Origin of the sequence: Archangium violaceum Cb vi76 (assembly GCF_000733295.1) — a bacterium.
Lineage (GTDB): Bacteria > Myxococcota > Myxococcia > Myxococcales > Myxococcaceae > Archangium > Archangium violaceum.
Genome location: NZ_JPMI01000008.1, coordinates 22,247 through 41,880 on the forward strand (window position 1 = coordinate 22,247; position 19,634 = coordinate 41,880).

The window sequence follows — 19,634 nt, forward strand, 5'->3', positions numbered from 1 at the left end:
GCATTGACGTTCCTGGTCTTCCTGGTGGTGCTCACTCCCGTGCGCCGCGCGCGCGCCTGCGGCCCCGACTTCCCGCCCGTGTTGCTGGGCGATCGGGCACACCTGCTGGCGGAACTGCCGGACGGTGCCTTCCTGCACGAGGCCTCGCACCTGCTGCCGAAGCCGGCGGACACCTTCGTCGTCGTCGAGTCCGCCGCGGAGCCGGAGGGAGCCCGGACGGGTGGCGGTGCCCGCGAGACGGAGCTGTACCAGTCCGGTGCGAAGGCCTTCCACGCGGGGCACTGGGACGAGGCGCGTGCCCGTTTCCTGGAGGTGCTCGCCTTGCCCGCCGGGGAGCGCCGCCGGTTCTCCACCTTCGCGGCCTTCATGTTGGGGCGGATGGCGGGTGCGGGCACCGAGCTGGAGGAAGCACGGCAGCGCTTCGCCGAGGTGCGCGCTCTGGTGCGAGAGGGTTTCGATGATCCGCTGGGCCTGGCGGTCGCCAGCCTGGGCGAGGAAGCACGGCCCCTGCTGAGAGCGGGTGACGACACGGGAGCGCTCCAGCTCTACGCGGAGCAGGCGGCCCACGGGAGCTGGAACGGAACAACCTCCCTGCTGTTCATGGCCCGGGCCATTGCCCGTGACGAAGCGCGCCTGCTCCAGGTGTTGAGGGAGCCCCTGGGGCAGCGCCTGATGGCCACCTATGCCTGGACGCGCGGGCAGGAGATCCTATGGGTGGACGACACCACGGAGTCCCCCACGCCGCTGCGGCGTCTGCTGGAGGCACTCGCGGCCGTGCCCGGACTGGCCGGAGCGGACCGGCTGGCGGCGGGAGCGTGGCGCGCGGGACGCTTCGACCTGGCCGAGCGCTTCGCCGGACAGGAGCGGACCCCGCTCGCCGCCTGGGTGCAGGCGAAGCTGGCGGTGCGCCGGGGAGACAATGCGGCGGCGGAGCGGTTCCTCGCGGAAGCCGCGGAGGGCTTCCCGCCCCAGGAGAACTGGGCGCCCCAGGACTGGTTGACGCCGCAGCGTCCACGGGCCCATGTGGAGGGAGAGCGGACGCTCCTGGCGCTCCTGCGCGGCGATTTCCCACAGGCGGCGGAGCTCGTGCTGAAGACCTGCTCCTGGCCGGACATCGCCTATGTCGCGGAGCGCGTGCTGACGGTGGAGGAGTTGCAGCGGTTCATCGCGGCCCATGCCTCCAGCCCGGAGCTCCAGTGCAAGCCCGATCCTGGCTTGTGGCAGGAGGAGAACGAGCGCCAGGACGTGAATGCCCAGCTCCGTCTGCTCCTCGGGCGGCGCCTGCTGCGCGGCGGGCGTGGCCAGGAGTCCCTGGAGTACTTCCTCGGCACGAAGTGGGAGGAGCCCGCGCGCAAGTACGTGGAGGCACTCGAGCAGGCCCGGTCCGCCTGGCGCGACCTGGATGAGGCTCAGGCGCTCTACGCGGCGGCGCGGCTCGCGCGCTCCACGGGCATGGAGATCATGGGCACCGAAGTGGCACCAGATTGGGCCTGGGTGGCGGGCCTGTACGACGTGGGCGAGTGGAATGCCGAGCTCCAGCGGGCCTCCGAGGGTTCCCCCGCGCGAGCCAGCCTGGGAGATCCGCCGCTCGACTCGGAGGCGGAGCGCGCGCGGCTGACCGCCCACGCACCACCGCATACGCGGCGCTTCCACTACCGCTCCACGGCGGCGGATCTCGCCGAGCAGGCCGCGGCGCTGGTGCCTCCCCGCAGTCAGGCATACGCCGCGCTCCTGTGCCACGCCGCGCGATTCGTCGCGCGCACCGAGCCGGAGCGCGTCCAGCGGCTCTGGGCCACCTACGTGAAGAACGGAGCGTTGATCTACGACACGACGTTGTTTGGCGAGCGCTGCCCGGAGCCGGACTTCGAGCGGCTGCGCAACCAGAAGCTTGCCATGCCCTGGCGGACCTGGAGGCTGCGCACCCTGGCCACGGTGGGCGCGGGCTTCCTGCTGCCCATGCTGGGCGCCGTGGTCCTCGTACGCCGCAAACGCCGCCAGTAGGATGGCTCGCTTCACGTGGAGACAACGATGACGGATGCGAATCTTCTGAAGGAAGCGGAGCGGCTCCAGGTACTGCTGGCCGAGCAGGCCGCGAAGCATGATCGTGAGACCACCTTCCCCGAGGAGGGGAAGACGGCCATGAGTCACTCGCCGCTGAACACGGCGCTCCTGGACGGCGCCTCGTGGCTGACCTTCGGGCAGGTCATCAGCATCCTGGCCCGGGGGGATGCCTCCTTCGCCACGGTCTGGCTGATGCATCAGGGGTCGGCGGCGATGCTGCGGGCCCTGGTGGACCCGGCGCAGGCCTCCTTCATGGAGGCGGAGTTCCGCCGTGGCGCCTGGTTCGGAAACGCCCTGGGCGAGCCCACCAGCGGCAACCAGTTCCTGATGCCGCTGCAGCAGGCCCGCCGCGTGGAAGGAGGCTGGCGCCTCTCGGGGTCCAAGCGCTTCGTCTCCGGCGGCGAGGGTGCGAAGTACCTCATCACCAGTGCCGTCTGCGACGGGCAGCCCGGCTTCTTCCTCATCGACAAGGATGACTCCGTCCGGGCGGAGGAGATCTGGGATCCCATGGGCATGCGGGCCACCCGCAGCCAGCTCCTGCACCTCCAGGACACGCTGCTGCCGGAGTCCCGGAGGCTGCGGCTCGATCCCACCCAGGCCAACGCCATCGCCGTGGGGCTGCCGTGGATCTCCATCGGCATCGCCGAGGCGGCGATGGGCTTCGCCATCGGCTACGCGAAGGAGCGCAGGCTTCCCCCGGAGAACAAGCCGCTCGCCGAGCTGCAGTGGGTCCAGTTCTCCGTCGCGGACATGAGCACCCGTCTGGAGGCGGCGCGCTCCCTGGCCATCCGCTCGGCCACCGCCACCGACCAGCGCACCCCGGACTCTCCCTTCCTGCAGATGCAGGCCAAGATGGTGGCCAATGACGCCGCCATCGCCATCGCCACCGCGGCCCTGGAGCTCGCGGGAGGCTCGGGCTACCTGAAGAGCCGCCCCATCGAGCGCTACGTCCGTGACGCCATGAGCGGGCCGCTGATGGCCTGGTCCCCCGCCGTCACCCGCGACCTCCTCGGCAAGGCCATCCTGGGTCTCCTGGGGCCTCCACCGGCCTGAGTCAGGTGCACTCCGCCGCCTCGCTTTCGCCCATGCGGGGCGGGCATTTCAGGAGAAGATGGCCTCATGGATCGGCCGGAATTTCTGCGCTGGGCGGGCATCGAGTTGTCCACGAGGCACCCGGGATACGCCATAGGCGAGGGCGACCACTACCGGACTGTTCGCTGCGCGAGGAACATGTACCTGGGCGTCGACGCGCTCCTCGACGGTGAGATGCGGGTGCACGTCTTCACGGACACAGATCATCTGATGCTGACCACCGCGGCACCGGTCCTCGGCCTGCCTCCACCAGGGATGGAGTACAAGGTCCAGCGCGGCGTGGATTCACCGGGCCGCCTGTACGCCAGGCTCACATGGCGGAACAGTGGAGTCAGCTATGCCGCCCAGAAGTTCCAGACCCTCGCGGCACTGGATTGGCTCCACGTGCTCGTGATCCCCAACCTCCTCCCTTGATGGGAACCTGTCAGCGCGGCGTCTGGAGTTTGGAAGGTGGCTCACATCGCCGTGGAGCCACCGTCCACGACGAGCTCCGAGCCGGTCATCAGCTTGGACTCGTCCGAGGCCAGGTACAGCACCGCGTAGGCGACGTCGTCCGGCTCACCGAGGTGGCCGAGCGGAATCATGCGCGACAGCTTCGCCTTCCCCGCCGCCATGTCGCCGCCCAGGCTGGCGAGGCCATCCACCATGGGCGTCTCGATGAACGTGGGGTGCACGGAGTTGCAGCGGATGCCGTAGCCCTTGCGCGCGCAGTGCAGCGCCACGGACTTCGTCAGCAGGCGCACCCCCGCCTTGCTCGAGCAGTAGGCAGGCAGGGTGTCCACCCCCACCAGCCCCGCCACGGAGCTGATGTTGATGATGGAGCCCTTCGCGCCGCTCTGGCGCATGCCGCGGATGGCGTGCTTGCAGCCGAGGAACACCCCATCCAGGTTCACCGCGTGCACGAGCCGCCACTCCTCCAGTGAAAGTGTCTCGATGTCCTTCGAGACGCCGATGCCCGCGTTGTTCACCACCACGTCCAGGCGGCCGAAGGTGGCCACCACCTCGTCCACCACCCGCTGCCAGTCCTGTTCGCGCGTGACGTCCAGCGTCCAGGCCTGGGCGGACGCCCCCAGTGTCTCGGCTACCGAGCGGACACCGGCCTCGTTGCGATCCGTGAGCGCCACCCGGGCGCCCTCGCGCACCAGCATGGCCGCCGCGGCCTTGCCCAGCCCCGATGCCGCTCCCGTCACCAGTGCCACCTTGCCCTCGACTCTTCCGGCCATCACTCCTCCAGGGGTTCGAAGGCGGCGGAGCCTACACGGTCCTGGCGCACCGCGTCTCGAAGGTGGCAAGCTCTCGGCCGCATAGGAGCGTTCATGGACATCCATGGCTGGCAGTTGTGGATTCTCGCGGCGATCATCGGGGGAGCGCTGGAGATGGCCCTCCCCGGCTTCGTGGTGCTCTGGTTCGCGTTGGGCGCGCTGGCCGCCAGCCTCATCGCGGCGCTGGGGCTGGGCATCAACGTCCAGCTCACGGTCTTCATGGGCGTCTCGCTGGCGCTCTTCGCCGGCTCGCGCACCATCTTCAAGAAGGCCTTCATGCGCAACGCCTCCAAGATGAAGACGGGCGTGGAGGCCATGGTGGGTCAGGAGGCCGTGGTGACCGAGGCCCTCGTCGAGGGGCACAACGGCGGCACCGTGCGCATCAACGGCGAGCTCTGGTCCGCCCGCTCCCTGGGGGGCGGCGTGGCCGAGGGTGAGCTCGTCGTCGTCGAGCAGGTGGAAGGTTTGAAATTGTGGGTGCGGCGTCCCTCCGCGTCCCTGGAAGTGTCTCCGAAACAGAAGAAGGAAGGTCGTTAGATGGGTACTGCCCTCTTTGTGATTGGTGCGGTGGCCGTGGTGTTCGCCATGGTGAAGGGCCTGCGCATCGTGCCCCAGGCCAAGGTCATGGTGGTGGAGCGCCTGGGCAAGTTCCACCACGTGGCCGGCAGCGGTCCGAACATCCTCATCCCGTTCTTCGACTCGCCGCGTGTGATGGAGATGCGCGTGGGTCACAACTACCACCGCAGCCACCTGGTGGACTTGCGCGAGCAGGTCATGGGCTTCGAGACCGTGCAGGTCATCACCCATGACAACGTCACCATGGAGGTGGGCTCGGTCATCTACTACCAGATCGTGGATCCCGCGAAGGCGCTCTACGCGGTGGAGAACCTGGCGCTGGCCATCGAGCAGCTGACGATGACGAACCTGCGCAACATCATGGGCGGGCTGACGCTGGATCAGACGCTCACCAGCCGCGAGACGGTGAACACCAAGCTGCGCACGGTGCTGGACGACGCCACGGAGAAGTGGGGCGTGAAGGTGACGCGGGTGGAGCTGCGCGAGATCGAGCCGCCCTCCGCCATCAAGGACGCCATGGCCAAGCAGATGACGGCCGAGCGTGAGCGCCGCGCCGAGGTGACCAAGGCCGAGGGTGACAAGGCGGCCGCCATCCTCTCGGCCGAGGGCGAGAAGATCTCCCGGATCCTCCGCGCGGAGGCCGAGCGTGACGCGGAGGTGGCGCGCGCCGAGGGCCGCAAGCGCGCCACGCTGCTGGACGCGGAGGCGAAGGCCGATGCCACGCGGCTGGTCTTCGATGCCATCAACTCCGGTGGCGGCGCGACGCCCGAGGTGCTGGCGCTGCGCTACATGGAGACGCTGCAGGAGCTGGGCAAGGGCGACAACAAGATGTTCGTGCCCTACGAGGCCACGGCGGCGTTGGGCAGCATCGCGACGCTCAAGGAGGTGTTCGCCAAGGAGGGCACCACGAAGGCACAGCCCTCGCCGAGCGCCGCGGCCCTGAGCGCGCAATCGCTGTCGCGCACGCTGCAGACGCAGCCGCCGGCCGTACCGGTGCGCAACCGCCCCGCGCTCCCCTCCGAGGAGTAACCCCAGAGGACCCCTCCCCTCACCGCGTCAACCTCCCCTCGCCCTCCGGGAGAGGGACGGGGTGAGGGTATCGAGGTTCGTGGGCTGGAACCTTTCGCGCCCCCCATTGTCCGAGGGGTTGCTCATCACAAAAGGAGAGCCCATGTCCATTTCGGACGCGTTCATCGCGGGTGGTTTCGGGATGTACCCCACGCTCATCGCGGGGGTGGCGCTGTTGGTGACCAGCATCCGATACGCCAGCCGTCCCGAGTCCCGCTATGTCCCCATGCTGCTCACCCTGGGGCTGTTCACCCTCTTCGCGGGATGCCTGGGCTTCGTCTCCGGCGTCATCACCCTGCTGCGCTACTCCGCTGAAATGCAGGGCGGGCAGCAGCCGGCCATCCTGTATTACGGGTTCCAGGAGTCGCTGCACAACATCGCCCTGGCGCTCCTGTTGACCACGATGTCGACGCTGGCCGCGTCCGTTGGCGCTTGGCGGCTCGCCCGGCAGGCCCAGGCCGCCGCGGTGCCCGCTCCCTCGCCTGCCCGCTAGAACTCGCATGTCAGGGATTGCGCGGGGACCCGTCCGTGGTTAAAGCTCCGGACGCTGAAGTCCGGTCCCCGCGGTCCGGGCCCCCTCGAACACGAGGCTTCGTACTCCATTGAAGCTCCACTCCTGAATCGTCGGCGCTGTCTCTCAGCCAACCCCCGGGCCCCTCGTGCGTGCCCGGAACGATTCTGGAGTTCCTCGTGTCACTCGTTCGCGCCCACCGCGTTTCCTTCGCGTTCTCCGACGCCGTTGCCCTCTTCTCCGATGCCGAGTTCCACCTCCCCGCGGGCTGGACCGGCCTCGTCGGCTCCAACGGCGCCGGCAAGTCCACCCTGCTGCGGCTGATCTCCGGCGAGCTCCAGCCCTCGGACGGACACCTCCACTTCGAGCCCACCTCGGCGCTCGTCCACCTCTGTCCGCAGCGTGTCGAGGAGCTCACCCCCGACATCACCGCGCTCGCCGAGGCCTATGACTCCCGCTCGAGGCGGCTGCTCGGCCAGCTCGGGTTGGATGTGACGGCCCTGGAGCGATGGCCCACGCTATCGCCCGGGGAGCGCAAGCGCTGGCAGATCGGCGCGGCGCTGGCGCGCGAGCCGGACGTGCTGCTGCTCGACGAGCCCACCAACCACCTCGACGCCGAGGCCCGTGAGTGGCTCATCTCCGCGCTGCGCCGCTTCCGCGGGGTGGGCGTGCTCGTCTCCCACGACCGCGAGCTGCTCGAGTCCCTCACCACGTCCACGCTGCGCGTCCACGGGGGCACGGTGCGCCTGTGGCCCGGAGCCTACACCGCCGCGCGTGAGGCCTGGGAAGCCGAGCTGGAGGGCCGCCGCAACGCCCGCCATCAGGCCCAGGAGGAGCATCGCCGCCTCCAGCAGCGGCTCGACAAGACACGCCGGGATCAGGAGGCCGCCTCCGCCTCGCGCAACGCGGGCGCCCGCATGAGGGACAAGTACGACAGCGACGCGCGCACCCTGGGCGCCAAGAACCTCGTGAACTGGGCGGATGCCCGGCTCGGCCGCAGCGTGACGCTCATCCGCCGCGAGGCCGAGCGCGCCGCCAGCGCCGTCGAGTCCATCGAGGTGGAGAAGACGCTCGGCCGCTCCATCTTCGTCGACTACGTCCGCCCGCCCCACGCGCTGCTGTTCAGCCTCGACGTGCCCCGGCTGTGCGCGGGCGAGGTGGAGCTGTTCGGCCCGCTGCGGCTGGACGTACCGAGGGACGCCCGTATCCGCATCGAAGGCCCCAATGGCGCGGGAAAGAGCACCCTGCTCCGGGCCCTGCTCGAACAGGCGCGCGTCCCACTGGAGCGCGTGCTGTACGTGCCGCAGGATTTGAACGCGGACGAGGCCGAGGAGGCGCTCGAGTCCGTGCGCGAGCTGCCCCCCATGGAGAAGGGCCGGGTGCTGTCCCTGGTGGCCGCGCTCGGGGTGGATCCGGATCGCCTGCTCGCCTCGGAGCAGCCTTCCCCCGGGGAGGCGCGCAAGCTGCTCATCGCGCGGGGGCTGGGAGAGCACGCCTGGGCACTGGTGCTCGACGAGCCCACCAACCACCTGGACCTGCCGTCCATCGAGCACCTGGAGCAGGCGCTGCGGGAGTACCCCGGGGCCCTGCTGCTGGTGACGCACGACGCGCACTTCGCGCGGCGCTGTACCACCACGCGCTGGCAGGTGCGGTCGGGCGGTGTGGACGTCACCTCGGACTGAGGCCTCGCTCGCCTGGAGGCACGAGGGGCAGGAAGCAGGCGGCTCGTCCCCCTGCCGGGGGCGGGCATCATGATGCCGAACACCGAGATCGGCGCCATCTTGAGAGGCACCGCGCTCTGGCCGCTGGTCATGGTGTTGGGAGGCACAGGAATGCTCCTCCGAGACGACCTGGGAGGCATCATGGCCCGCCGGCTTCTCCCAGCGGCCATTCTCATCCCCCTGCTGGTGGGGGGAGCCTGGCTCTTGGGGGAACGGCTGGGGCTCTACGGAACCACCTTCGGGGTCCCGGTCTTCGTGCTCATCACGATGGCGGCATTCCTGCTCGTGATCGTGCGCAATGCGAACGCCCTCTCCCGGCTGGAGACGCAGCATCGGGACATGGAGCAGCGCGTGAAGGAAGGGCTGCGCAACAGCGAGGAGCGCTTCCGGACTGCCTTCGAGGATGCTCCCATCGGAATGGCCCTGGTCGGTCTGGATGGCCGGTTCCTGAACGTGAACGGCTCACTGTGCGAGATCATCGGTTACTCGCGAAAGGAGCTCCTCTCCAAGACGTTCCAGGACATCACCTACCCCGATGACCTGGAGCTGGATCTGGCGAACCTGCACCGGCTCATCCAAGGAGAGATCAGCTCCTACCAGATGGAGAAGCGCTACTTCCACAAGCGGGGCCAACTGGTGACCGTCCTTCTGACTGCCTCGGCGGTACGCAACGCCCAGAACGAGCCGCTCTACTTCATCTCGCAAATCCAGGACATCTCCGAGCGCAAGCAGCTCGAGCAGGCGTGGCGCTTCCTGGCCGATGCGGGCCCACGGCTCGCGGCTTCGCTCGAGTCCCAGACCACGCTCACCACCATCGCGGGGTTGATCGTTCCTGAATTGGCGGACTGGTGTGTGCTCGAGCTCCTCGGTGACGACGGACGGGTGCACTGGGTGGAAAGCATGGCGGCGGCGCCCGAGAAGTCACGGGTCCTGCGCGAGTTGCTCACCGCCTATCCCTACAATCCATCCCGCCAGGGACACATCGTCGCCGACGTCCTCCGGACGGGGCAGCCGGCCCTCTTGCCGGAGATCCCCTCGGGGATGCTCGAGGCGGCGGCGGAGGAGGCGCACCATCTGGAACTGCTCCGCCGCCTCGACCTTCGTTCGACCATCATCGCCCCCTCACCGCTCGCGGGCGCATCCTGGGCGTCATCATCCTCGCGGCATCCGAATCAGGACGCCGCTACGGTGCCAGGGACCTCGCCATGGCCGAAGAGCTGGCCAGCCGGGCCGCGCTCGCCATCGACAATGCCCGCCTCCACGAGAAGTCCGAACAGGCGACACGCACTCGCGACGAGGTCCTCCGGATCGTCGCTCATGATCTGCGCACCCCCCTGAACGTCATCTCGCTGAGCACCGGGGTGCTCCTGAGGTGTCCGCCCGAGAAGCGAGCCACCGACACGAAGCCGCTCGAGACCATCCGGAATGCGGTCAACCGGGCCACCCGGCTCATCCAGGACCTGCTGGACGTGGCCCGCCTGGAGGCAGGCCGCCTGTCCGTGGATCGCGGAGCGGAGCAGACCGCTCGACTCGTCAAGGATGCCGCTGAGTTGCATCGCGCGCTCGCGGAGGCGAAGTCCATTCAGCTCACGATCGCCATCGCGGACAACGCCCCACCTGTCTTCGCGGACGGAGACCGGGTGATCCAGATCCTCTCGAACCTGCTCGGCAACGCGCTCAAGTTCACGCCCGGGGGTGGGCAGATAACCCTCCGGGCCGAACCGGTGGGACAGATGATGCGGTTCTCGGTGAGCGACACCGGGTCCGGGATTCCCGAGGAGGACCTGCCCCACCTCTTCGAGCCCTTCTGGCAGGCGCACGCGGGAAGGAAGCAGGGGACCGGCCTGGGACTCGCCATCGTGAAGGGGCTCGTGGATGCCCACGGCGGACACATCTGGGTCGAGAGCAGCCCGGGAGTGGGGAGCACCTTCTTCTTCACGATTCCCACCACGAGCATGGCCGAGACCGCGGACTCCGTCTCCATGCGCTGGTAACCCAGGCGGCCGAGCCCCAGGTCCAACATTCACTGGATTCATCAAGAGGCCTCGCCACAGGATGGGGTGGCGAGACAAGGGACCTCTCATGAACTTCGAGCCGAGTGACCGTTCCAAGGACTACCGCGAGCGCGTGCGGAGTTTCATCCAAAAGCACATCCAGCCCGTGGAGGCGCGGTATTGGGCGCAGATCCGCTCGGCCAGCCACGGTGGTGACTGGCGGCAATGGAAGATTCCCCCCGTCATGGAGGAGCTCAAGGCGCGCGCCAGGGCCGAGGGCCTGTGGAACCTGTTCCTGCCCGACGAGAAGCTCGGCGCCGGCCTCAGCACCCTCGAGTACGCCCCCGTCGCCGAGGAGATGGGCCGCAGCTTCATGGCCCCCGAGGTCTTCAACTGCAACGCCCCGGACACCGGCAACATGGAGGTGCTCTGGCGCTATGGCTCCGACGAGCAGAAGGCCCGCTGGCTCTCTCCCCTGCTCGCCGGAGACATCCGCTCCGTCTTCTGCATGACCGAGCCCGATGTGGCCTCCTCGGACGCCACCAACATGCAGGCCACCGCCATCGTCCAGGGTGACGAGGTGGTGCTCAACGGCAAGAAGTGGTGGTCGAGCGGCATCGGCGACCCCCGCGCGAAGATCATCATCTTCATGGCCCGCACCGCCAACGAGGGCGGCGACCGCCACCATCAGCACTCGATGGTGCTGGTGCCGCTGGACACCCAGGGCGTGGAGATCCAGCGCATGCTCCCGGTGTACGGCGACTACGACGAGCCCCACGGCCACGGCGAGGTGCACTTCCGTGACGTCCGGGTGCCGGTCTCCCACATCATCGCGGGCCCGGGACGCGGCTTCGAGATCGCCCAGGGACGTCTCGGCCCTGGCCGCATCCACCACTGCATGCGCTGCATCGGCGCGGCGGAACAGGCGCTCGACCTGATGATCGACCGCGGCATGAGCCGCACCGCCTTCGGCAAGCCGCTGCTCAACCTCGGCGGCAACCGCGAGCGCGTCGCCGAGGCCCGCATCGCCATCGACCAGGCCCGCCTGCTCACGCTCTACGCCGCCTGGAAGCTGGACGAGCTGGGCGCCCTGGGCGCGATGAACGAGATCTCCGCCATCAAGGTCGTCGCCCCCAACGTGCTGCAGAAGGTGGTGGATGACGCCATCCAGATCCACGGTGGCGCCGGCGTGTCGGGCGATACGCCGCTCTCGGGCTTCTTCGCCCAGGCGCGCACCTTGCGCCTCGCGGACGGGCCGGATGAAGTCCACAAGGGTGTCATCGCCCGCATCGAGCTCGCCCGCCGCGGGTTCTCCAGGAGCCGTGAATCATGAGCAACCAGCGCATCTTCATCACCGGCGGCGCCAGCGGACTCGGGCAGGCCATCGCCCTGCGCTACGCCCGTGCCGGCTGGCGGGTCTGCATCGCCGACGTCAACGACACCCGCGGGGCCGAGACCCTCGAGACCCTCTCCTCCCTCACCCAGCATGCGCACTCCCTGCGCTGTGACGTGACTCGCGAGGAGGACCTGCGCACCGCCTCCGAGTGGCTCGCCTCGAACTGGGGCGGTGTCGACGTGGTGGTCAACAACGCCGGTGTCGCCCAGGCCGGTGCCATCGACGAGGTCCCCCTCGACGACTGGCAGTGGATCATCGACATCAACCTCCTGGGCGTCGTGCGCGGATGCAGGGTCTTCACGCCGCTCTTCAAGCGCCAGGGCCACGGCCACTTCGTCAACGTGGCCTCCATGGCCGGGCTGCTCGATGTGCCCATGATGAGCAGCTACAACGCCACCAAGGCCGCCGTCGTCTCACTCTCGGAGACGCTGCACAACGAGCTCGCGGACCACCACATCGGCGTCAGCCTCGTCTGCCCGTCCTTCTTCAAGACCAACCTCACCGAGTCCCTGCGCACCTCCAACGCCGGGCTGCGCACGGCCATGGGCAAGCTGCTCGATCGCTCGCCCATCACCGCGGACGACATCGCCGATCAGATCTTCCGGGCCGTCGAGCGGCGCGACTTCTACGTCCTCCCCCACCCCGATGGCCGCAAGGCCTGGTTGATGAAGCGGCTCCTCCCGCGCAACATCTATGCCTCGGTGATGCGCAAGAGCACCCGCCGGATGCGCGGGCACGGAGGGGCACAGCAGGCATGACTCCCGCTCTCGATGAAGCCAAGGCCGTCCGCGCGGGCGAGGAGCTCGACATCCCCGCCGTGGATGCCTGGCTCAAGGCCCAGGAGCCCTCGCTGGAGGGCACACCCCAGGTGACCCAGTACGCGGGCGGCGCCTCCAACTGGACCTACCGGCTCCAGTACGCCAACCGCGACCTCATCCTGCGGCGGCCTCCCGCGGGCACCAAGGCGAAGTCGGCACACGACATGGCGCGCGAGTACACGGTGCAGAAGGCGCTCAAGCCCGTCTACCCCGCCGTGCCCACCATGATCGGCCTGTGCCAGGACCCGGCCGTCATCGGCGCCGACTTCTACGTCATGGAGCGCATCCCCGGCCTCATCCTCCGCTCGCGTCTGCCTCGGGGGCTCGAGCTGGACGCGGCACAGACCCGGCAGCTGTGCCTCGGCGTCATCGACAAGCTCATCGAGCTGCACCGGGTGGACTACCGCGCCGTGGGGCTCGAGTCGATCGGCAAGGGCGCCGGCTACCCCCGGCGGCAGATCGAGGGCTGGTCGGATCGCTACGAGAAGGCCCGCACCTGGAACGTCCCCAGCTTCCGATTCGTGCGTGACTGGCTCGCCGCCCACACCCCCGACGACGTCTCCACCTGCGTCATCCACAACGACTGGCGCTTCGACAACGTGGTGCTCCACCCCGAGCGGCCCACCGAGGTCATCGGCGTGCTCGACTGGGAGATGGCCACCCTGGGAGATCCGCTGATGGACCTCGGCAACACCCTGGCCTACTGGGTGCATGCCGATGATCCCTGGCTGATGCGCATCACCCGCCGCCAGCCCACGCACCTGCCCGGCATGCTCCGGCGCGAGGAGGTCGTCGCCTACTACCTCGAGCGCACCGGGCTGAAGCCGGCCAACTGGGCCTTCTACGAGGTCTACGGCCTGTTCCGCCTCGCCGTCATCGCCCAGCAGATCTACTACCGCTACCACCACAAGCAGACGCGCAACCCGGCGTTCAAGAACTTCTGGATTCTCATCAACTCCTTCGACTGGCGTTGCCGGGGCATCATCCAGAAGGCGTCTCGAGCCGCCCGCTGACACGTCAAGGTGCCCGGCTGACGCGTCATCCGGTGTGTCAGCGGAGCCCTCACGCCCCTTCCTGAAACCCGAGGCCCGTCGTCTCGCGGGGTTCCCCGCGGGACGGCGCTGGCCCGGTTTGTGCTCATAGGAGGGGTCGATGATGAAAACAGGACTTTGCGCTCCAAGTACTCCTGGTAGTAGACGCCGCTGACGTCACCCATCTTCCGCGAGTTCGCCGTGCTTCCTGCCCACGCCTTTCTCTCCGCCTTCCTGACGTTCCAGACCCCCGCGCCCGCGCAGCCCACTACTCCGGCGCAGACCTCCTCCGCCGAGCAGTCCGCCGAGCGCGCCGCGTCCTCCGCCGAGCGCGCCGCCGCCGCCGCCGAGCGCGCCGCCGAGGCCAATGCCCGCATGGCCGAGGCCATCGAAAGCCTCGCCCGTGGCATCGCCCGCACCGCGCCCCCCGCCGAGCAGCCCCCCGCCGAGCAGAAGCCCGAGACCGCCGCCGAGAAGAAGGAAGAGGCCAAGAAGGACGTCTGGGACGTCACCGTGGGCCTGGGCCTCATCTTCATCACCGGCAACGCCTCCACCGTCACGTTCAACGGGCTGCTCGCCGCGGAGCGCAAGTCGGAGAACTGGATCTACTCCGTCAAGGCCTCGGGCGTTTACGGCGAGAGCCGTCCGCCCGGGCTCGAGGGCGAGGTGGAGACGGTGGCGCAGGTGACGGCGCTCAACGCGGCCCTGCAACTGCGCGGAGACCGCCGGTTCAACGAGAAGATCAGCGGCTACCTGCTGGGCGCCGCGGACACGGATCACGTGCGCAGCGTGGAGTTCCGCGGCGCGGGCGAGGCGGGTGTCGGCATCATCTGGTTGGACGAGAAGCGCAAGGACGGCGGTGAGTCCTTCCTGCGTACCGACCTCGCCTTCCGCTACGCCCGAGAGATGCGCTTCCAGTACTACCCCATCCGCTCGAATCTGCCGGACGTGTCGATCGGCGGCCCCCGCCTCGGCGTGGCCTTCCGCTACGGCCTCTCCAAGGACGTGTCGTTCCTGGAAGAGTTCAGCGTGCTGCCCAGCCTCGTGGATGACGCGCGCCTGCTCATCAACAGCCAGACGCAGCTCACCGTGCGGCTGACGAAGGCGCTGTCGATCGCCACCACCTTCCTCTTCCAGTACGACAGCGTTCCGGCCCCGGGCAAGCTGCCCACCGACACCTCGCTGTCGGTGAGCGCCGCCATCACCTTCTAGGCGCTCCGCTCAACCCTCGGTGCCGCGGTACCAGGCCACCAGCCTGGCGAGCCCCTGCTCCAGCGGCACCGAGGGACGGAAGCCCGTCTCTCGCTCCAGAGCCGTCACGTCCGCGCACGTCACCGGCAGCTCGCCCGGCTGCGCGGGCCGCAGTTCCACCCAGGCCTTCGTCCCCAGCGTCTCCTCCAGCAGGTCCACGAAGCGCGCCATCGCCACCGGCGTGCCCCGCCCCACGTTCAGCACCCGGTACGGCGGCGCACCCGCGGGCGGCTTGTCCAGCAGCCGCACCAGCGCCTCCACCACGTCGTCCACGTAGGTGAAGTCGCGCTGCATCTCGCCCCCGGCATGGAGCACGATGGAGCGGCCCTCCAGAATCGCCCGGAGGAACAGCATCGGCGCCATGTCCGGCCGGCCCCACGGGCCATACACGGTGAACAGCCGCAGCCCCGTCACCGGCAGCCCATACTGGTGGCTGTACACGTGCGCCATCAGCTCGTCCGCGCGCTTCGTCGCCGCGTACAGGCTCAGTGGGTGATCCGCTGGCGAATTCTCGGCGAAGGGCACCGGCGTGCCCGCCCCATACACCGAGCTCGACGAGGCGAACACCAGGTGCTCCACCTTCGCCAGCCGGCACAGCTCCAACACCTGCAGGAAGCCCGAGACGTTCGTCTCCGCGTAGTCCGGTGCCTCCGAGGGCATCGCCCGCACACCCACTCTCGCCGCCAGGTGCACCACGCGCTCGGGCTTCGCCCCGTCGAAGAGCTCCCGGCACGCCTTCACGTCCCGGATGTCCATCCGGTGGAAACCGAAGTTCGGCGCCGCCCTCAGCCTGGAGAGCCGCGTCGCCTTCAAGGTCACGTCTCCCGACGTGTCCAGGTTGTCTACCCCAATGATCGTGTCCCCACGCGCGAGCAGCCGCTCACACACGTGATACCCGATGAAGCCCGCTGCGCCCGTGACGAGCACCTTCATGACTCGACTCCCACTTCGCGATCCAGGACCTCGGAGCTGCTCCGGGAAGACCCTCACCCGGCCCCTGTCCCAGAGGGGGAGGGACATAGCACCGAGTCAGTCCTCGATCTGTGTTTCGAGAAATGGTTTCTGCCGGTCGCGCCAGACTCGGGAACTCGCGCCTTCCGAGACCATTCTCCCTACCGCCAGACCCGCCGCGCACGCGTGGTGCACGTTGTCGTGGACGAACAGTGCGCTCCGCCCCACCGGGTAGAGGCCTTCGACCCGACTCAACTCGTTCAGCGCCCGCTCGCGCGCCACCGCGAAGCCCTTGCGATACAGCGGATAGGCCGCCGCCATGCGCCGCACCCGGGCTCCCAGCACCTCCACTCCCGCCAGCCCCGTCCGCTCCAGCGCCGGGCGCACCCGCTCCGTGAGCTCCTCCGGCGAGGCCCGCCAGATGCCGTCTCCCACCGCGCACGGCAGATCGAAGCCCACCACCGTCCGGCCCGCGGGCCCCGCTCCGCCCAGGAAGTTCCTCGCCTCGAAGAGCCGGTTGGCCGGAAGCCGCTCGTCCGCGAAGTAGTGCACGTCCCGCGGCGTGCCACGGTGCGTCGCGAGCATCAGGTACAGCAACGTCAGGGCCCGGTAGTCCAGGCCCTCGGCCGCCTCCGGCCGCCCCGTCCACTCGCACAGCAGCGGCAGGGGCACCGTGGCCACCACCGACTCCGCCGCCAGCTCCCGCCCCTGTACCACCACCGCCCTCACCCGCCCGCGCTCCAGCACCAGACCCTCGGCCGCCGCGCCACAGCACACCTCGCCACCGGCCCGGCGGATGCCTTCCGCGAGGCCCTCGGCCAGCGCGCCCACTCCGCCCTCCGGGTAGAAGTACCGCCGCCCCGCGGACGCGCCTCCACGCCCGAGCGCCGCGCGCACCACCGCCAGCGGGCCCCCCTTCTGCACCCGCGCCCGCCCGAGTGAGGCGTCCAGCTCCTCCGGCGCCAGGCCCCACACCTTCCTCGCCGCGGGCCCGTACAGCACCCGCGCCGCGTGCCGCCCCAGCCGCCTCGCCGCCTCCGAGCCGAAGTGGTTGCCCTCCGGTGGACGCAGCCGCGCCATCACCGCCGACAGTCCGTGCCTCGCCACCTCGGAGAGCCCCAGTCCTCGCACGATGCCGAGCAGCGACAGTGGATACGGCAGCCGCCTCCCGCCCACGTGCACCATGCCGCTGCGCGCCCTCACGTGCAGCGCGCCGCCCAGGGCCTCCCGGTAGAGCGCCAGCACCTCCGGCCCGGCCGCCTGGTGCAGCCGGTGCGGGCCGTAGTCCACCTTGAAGCCCGCGAAGTCGAACGAGCCCGACAGTCCACCCACCTGCTCGGCCGCCTCGAGCACCACCACCCGCTTGCCGGCCCGGACGAGCGCATGCGCCGCGGCCAGTCCCGAGGGCCCCGCACCGATGACCACCGTTGCGCTCACCCCGTGCCACCCACCGCCGGCAACTCCAGCGCCGCGAGCGTCCTCGGGGCCCGGCCCTCGCGCAGCCAGCCGATGCCTCGCGCCACCGTGCGCCCCATCAGCCACGTGTCCCGCACCGGCCGCCACTTCGAGCGGCCCACGCGCGCGTGGTAGTCGATGGGCAGGAAGACGATGGGGTCCCCCGCCGCCGCCAGCGCCAGTGTCAGCGTCGTGGTGAGCGAGAAGCGGTCCGGCAACACCGGCGCGAGCGACAGCAGATCCGCCGTGCGCAACACCCGCAGGCCCGAGTTGAGATCCGGCGCCTCGAAGCCGCCCAGCCATCGCACCGCGCCCCGGAAGAGCGCCTTCACCGCCGAGCGCGCGAAGGGCTCGGAGGCTCCGAGCTTCGGCCGCGCGCCAATCGCCTGCCGCGCGCCCCCGCGCACCGCCGAGAGCAACCGGGGCAGCGCCGCTTCCGGGTACGTCCCGTCCGCGTCGATGAGCGCCAGCAGCGAGCCGTGCGCCTGGGCGGCTCCGGCCTTGATCGCCGCGCCGTAGCCCACCCCGTTCAACGTCAGCACCCGCGCTCCGGCCTCGCGCGCCACCGCGCCCGTGCCGTCCCGCGAGCCATCGTCCACCACGAGGAGCTCGTACGCCTCCCCCGCCAGCGCCGCGCCCACCCGCCGCACCACTCCGGCGATGGCGCCCACCTCGTCGCGCGCGGGAATGACGACGGTGATCATCCCGCCGCCGCCTCCGACGAGTCAGGCACTGGCCGCCACATCTCCCACAGCGGCCACACCAGCATCGGCAACCACCCCACCGCCGCGCCCACCACCGACACCGGCATCAACCACCCCCACTGGGGCCCCACGAAGCGCACCAGCAGCGGCGCCAGCAGGTGCACGAACGTCGCCACCGAGGCCACCGCGATGACGCCCACCTTCAGCCGCACGGACAGCGCCGTCAGCATGAACAGGTGCCCGACGATCAGCAGCACCACCGGCACCGTGAACAGGTGGAAGTGGAACGTCTCCATCACCTGCCGCGCGGGCTTCTCCAGCCGCATGGGCGCGGCGGCCACCGTCTCCCCGGGCAGCTCCAGCGTCGGCCCATCCGGAGGCAGCTCCAGCGCCGGGCCTCCCTCGGCTTCCGCTCCGGACGCGGGCGCGGCTTGCGCGGCACCACCCCGGTAGTACTCCGTGGCACCGAGCCCGGACAGGCCTCCGAACGAGTCCGCGTACAGCCACACCGAGGACACGAAGCCCAACACCAGGAACAGCAGGAACCCGGTGTAGAGGACGCGCGCCTCGAGCGACAGACGGGTGATGGGAAACGGCCGGGCGTATTGACGCACGAGAAGGCTACCCCTTGGGCGCGACCGAACCGGGTTTGAGGATGAGCTCGTCCAGCAGCACGATCGCGCGGCGCACGCCCATGGCCATCGACCTCGACGAGATGGTCGCTCCCGTCACCACGTCGATGTCCACTCCCGCCCGCACGGCGTCCTTCACCGTCTTCCCCTGGAACTGGCGGCGGAAGCGCGCGTCGGTGATCTCCTGGCCGTACGACTCCCGGTACACCATCACCTCGTGGCGCTCGACCACGCCCTCGGGCGACAGCTTCACCGCGAAGGTGATCTGCTCGTGCTGGCCCATCTCCTCGTCGATGATGGCGTAGCCGTCCACGTGCTCGCCCGTGGTGGCCACGAAGATGACGTACTCGGGCTTCGCCGGCTTGTAGCCGAGCCGCCCCTGCACCGCGGCCAGCTCGGCGGGTCCGAGCTTCACCTTGCGGTAGGTGACACGCTGGCTCTTGGGGAAGAACTCCTTGAGCACCTGTGGCGTCGTGAAGAACGTCCCCGCCGCCCGCGCGGGGAGCGACGCTCCGAGCCCCAACCCCACCAGCAGCGCCAGCACGAAGTGCTTCACGGTCACTCCCCTTACCACGCTCATGGCAGCTCCCGGACCGCCTGGATGACGGCCTGCCTGACGTGCGAGCGCCAGTCCGTCCTGGCGCGATAGAGACTCTGAGATGTCGTGCTCCGGCGATCGTCGCTCGACAGGACCCGGCCGTCCGGGCCCACCATCATGGCTTCCAGCTCGATCCCGGCCCGCCCGAGCGGCTGCACCGACGACAGATCCAGTTGCGTCAGCACCAGCACCACCGCCGCTTCCGCACGGTACTGGCGCGCCAGGGCCGCGGCCTGCTCCACCGTGGGCGCGGCTCCCGCCGTCAGTTCCACGCCCAGCACCTCGTAGCCCCGGGTGCGCAGGGCCTCGGCGCCCTCCCGGGCCACCACGTCGCGTGGATTCTCCGAGCCGAACACGTCCGCCGTGAATCCTCGCGGCGCGGGCCTGGGCACCACCGACGCACCCACCACCACCACCCGCGACACAGCCCCCTCCGGACGCACGGCCTTCCCGCCACAAGCGGCGGCGAGCAACACAACGGTGGTGAGCCACAAGGCGCGCATCGGATATCCG

Annotated in this window: 20 protein-coding genes; 13 read left to right on the plus strand and 7 right to left on the minus strand. The window is 69.7% G+C overall.

Going from position 1 to position 19,634, the window contains the following annotated elements:
- Window positions 1–3: 3 nt before the first annotated feature.
- The 3 genes from Q664_RS01840 to Q664_RS01850 all read left to right on the plus strand — a co-directional run bounded on the left by Q664_RS01840 (window position 4) and on the right by Q664_RS01850 (window position 3,567).
- The gene (locus tag Q664_RS01840; RefSeq protein WP_043389167.1) at window positions 4–2,001 is read left to right on the plus strand and encodes a hypothetical protein; all 1,998 of its coding nucleotides are present in this window, start codon (window positions 4–6) and stop codon (window positions 1,999–2,001) included.
- A 27-nt stretch (window positions 2,002–2,028) separates the two neighbouring features.
- Window positions 2,029–3,114 carry an acyl-CoA dehydrogenase family protein gene (locus Q664_RS01845; protein WP_043389168.1) on the plus strand — a complete coding sequence of 362 codons (1,086 nt, stop codon included), beginning with the start codon at window positions 2,029–2,031 and terminating at the stop codon, window positions 3,112–3,114.
- Between the two features lie 66 nt (window positions 3,115–3,180).
- Entirely contained in the window at window positions 3,181–3,567 is a 387-nt protein-coding gene (locus Q664_RS01850) for a hypothetical protein (protein WP_043389171.1), read from the plus strand.
- A gap of 41 nt (window positions 3,568–3,608) precedes the next feature.
- On the opposite strand, the gene Q664_RS01855 is transcribed toward Q664_RS01850, so the two are convergent.
- Window positions 3,609–4,376: a glucose 1-dehydrogenase gene (locus tag Q664_RS01855; RefSeq protein ID WP_043389174.1), complete on the minus strand. Its 768-nt coding sequence runs from the start codon at window positions 4,374–4,376 to the stop codon at window positions 3,609–3,611.
- 93 nt (window positions 4,377–4,469) lie between these two features.
- Between Q664_RS01855 and Q664_RS01860 the strand changes: the two genes are divergently transcribed.
- The 10 genes from Q664_RS01860 to Q664_RS01905 all read left to right on the plus strand — a co-directional run bounded on the left by Q664_RS01860 (window position 4,470) and on the right by Q664_RS01905 (window position 14,742).
- Window positions 4,470–4,952, plus strand: coding sequence for an NfeD family protein (locus tag Q664_RS01860; RefSeq protein WP_043389175.1), 483 nt, complete (start codon window positions 4,470–4,472; stop codon window positions 4,950–4,952).
- Window positions 4,953–6,020, plus strand: a complete 1,068-nt coding sequence (locus Q664_RS01865) for an SPFH domain-containing protein (RefSeq protein ID WP_043389178.1) — start codon at window positions 4,953–4,955, stop codon at window positions 6,018–6,020.
- A 142-nt stretch (window positions 6,021–6,162) separates the two neighbouring features.
- Window positions 6,163–6,552: a hypothetical protein gene (locus Q664_RS01870; RefSeq protein WP_052517550.1), complete on the plus strand. Its 390-nt coding sequence runs from the start codon at window positions 6,163–6,165 to the stop codon at window positions 6,550–6,552.
- Window positions 6,553–6,749: 197 nt separating this feature from the next.
- Window positions 6,750–8,252, plus strand: a complete 1,503-nt coding sequence (locus tag Q664_RS01875; protein WP_043389180.1) for an ATP-binding cassette domain-containing protein — start codon at window positions 6,750–6,752, stop codon at window positions 8,250–8,252.
- A 69-nt stretch (window positions 8,253–8,321) separates the two neighbouring features.
- On the plus strand, window positions 8,322–9,629 hold the full coding sequence (locus tag Q664_RS60435; protein ID WP_052517551.1) for a PAS domain S-box protein: 1,308 nt from the start codon (window positions 8,322–8,324) through the stop codon (window positions 9,627–9,629).
- A gap of 11 nt (window positions 9,630–9,640) precedes the next feature.
- Window positions 9,641–10,285, plus strand: coding sequence for a sensor histidine kinase (locus tag Q664_RS60440; RefSeq protein WP_235216517.1), 645 nt, complete (start codon window positions 9,641–9,643; stop codon window positions 10,283–10,285).
- 88 nt (window positions 10,286–10,373) lie between these two features.
- The gene (locus Q664_RS01890; RefSeq protein ID WP_043389185.1) at window positions 10,374–11,618 is read left to right on the plus strand and encodes an acyl-CoA dehydrogenase family protein; all 1,245 of its coding nucleotides are present in this window, start codon (window positions 10,374–10,376) and stop codon (window positions 11,616–11,618) included.
- Window positions 11,615–12,439, plus strand: coding sequence for an SDR family oxidoreductase (locus Q664_RS01895; RefSeq protein WP_043389186.1), 825 nt, complete (start codon window positions 11,615–11,617; stop codon window positions 12,437–12,439). Before Q664_RS01890 ends, Q664_RS01895 begins: the two co-directional genes overlap by 4 nt.
- Window positions 12,436–13,512, plus strand: coding sequence for a phosphotransferase family protein (locus Q664_RS01900; protein ID WP_043389188.1), 1,077 nt, complete (start codon window positions 12,436–12,438; stop codon window positions 13,510–13,512). The genes Q664_RS01895 and Q664_RS01900 overlap by 4 nt, the downstream gene beginning before the upstream one ends.
- Before the next feature lie 219 nt (window positions 13,513–13,731).
- Window positions 13,732–14,742, plus strand: coding sequence for a DUF481 domain-containing protein (locus Q664_RS01905; RefSeq protein WP_043389190.1), 1,011 nt, complete (start codon window positions 13,732–13,734; stop codon window positions 14,740–14,742).
- Between the two features lie 9 nt (window positions 14,743–14,751).
- Here Q664_RS01905 and Q664_RS01910 read toward each other — a convergent pair whose 3' ends face one another.
- From Q664_RS01910 to Q664_RS01935, 6 genes are all read right to left on the minus strand, one after another.
- Window positions 14,752–15,714, minus strand: coding sequence for an NAD-dependent epimerase/dehydratase family protein (locus Q664_RS01910; RefSeq protein WP_043389192.1), 963 nt, complete (start codon window positions 15,712–15,714; stop codon window positions 14,752–14,754).
- A gap of 96 nt (window positions 15,715–15,810) precedes the next feature.
- The gene (locus Q664_RS01915) at window positions 15,811–17,169 is read right to left on the minus strand and encodes a protoporphyrinogen/coproporphyrinogen oxidase (protein WP_160174311.1); all 1,359 of its coding nucleotides are present in this window, start codon (window positions 17,167–17,169) and stop codon (window positions 15,811–15,813) included.
- Entirely contained in the window at window positions 17,166–17,891 is a 726-nt protein-coding gene (locus Q664_RS01920; protein WP_052517553.1) for a glycosyltransferase family 2 protein, read from the minus strand. The genes Q664_RS01915 and Q664_RS01920 overlap by 4 nt, the downstream gene beginning before the upstream one ends.
- Window positions 17,888–18,505, minus strand: coding sequence for a hypothetical protein (locus Q664_RS01925; protein WP_043389196.1), 618 nt, complete (start codon window positions 18,503–18,505; stop codon window positions 17,888–17,890). Before Q664_RS01925 ends, Q664_RS01920 begins: the two co-directional genes overlap by 4 nt.
- A gap of 7 nt (window positions 18,506–18,512) precedes the next feature.
- Window positions 18,513–19,103, minus strand: a complete 591-nt coding sequence (locus Q664_RS01930) for an FMN-binding protein (RefSeq protein ID WP_043389198.1) — start codon at window positions 19,101–19,103, stop codon at window positions 18,513–18,515.
- The gene (locus Q664_RS01935; protein ID WP_043389201.1) at window positions 19,100–19,624 is read right to left on the minus strand and encodes a hypothetical protein; all 525 of its coding nucleotides are present in this window, start codon (window positions 19,622–19,624) and stop codon (window positions 19,100–19,102) included. The genes Q664_RS01930 and Q664_RS01935 overlap by 4 nt, the downstream gene beginning before the upstream one ends.
- Window positions 19,625–19,634: the final 10 nt, after the last annotated feature.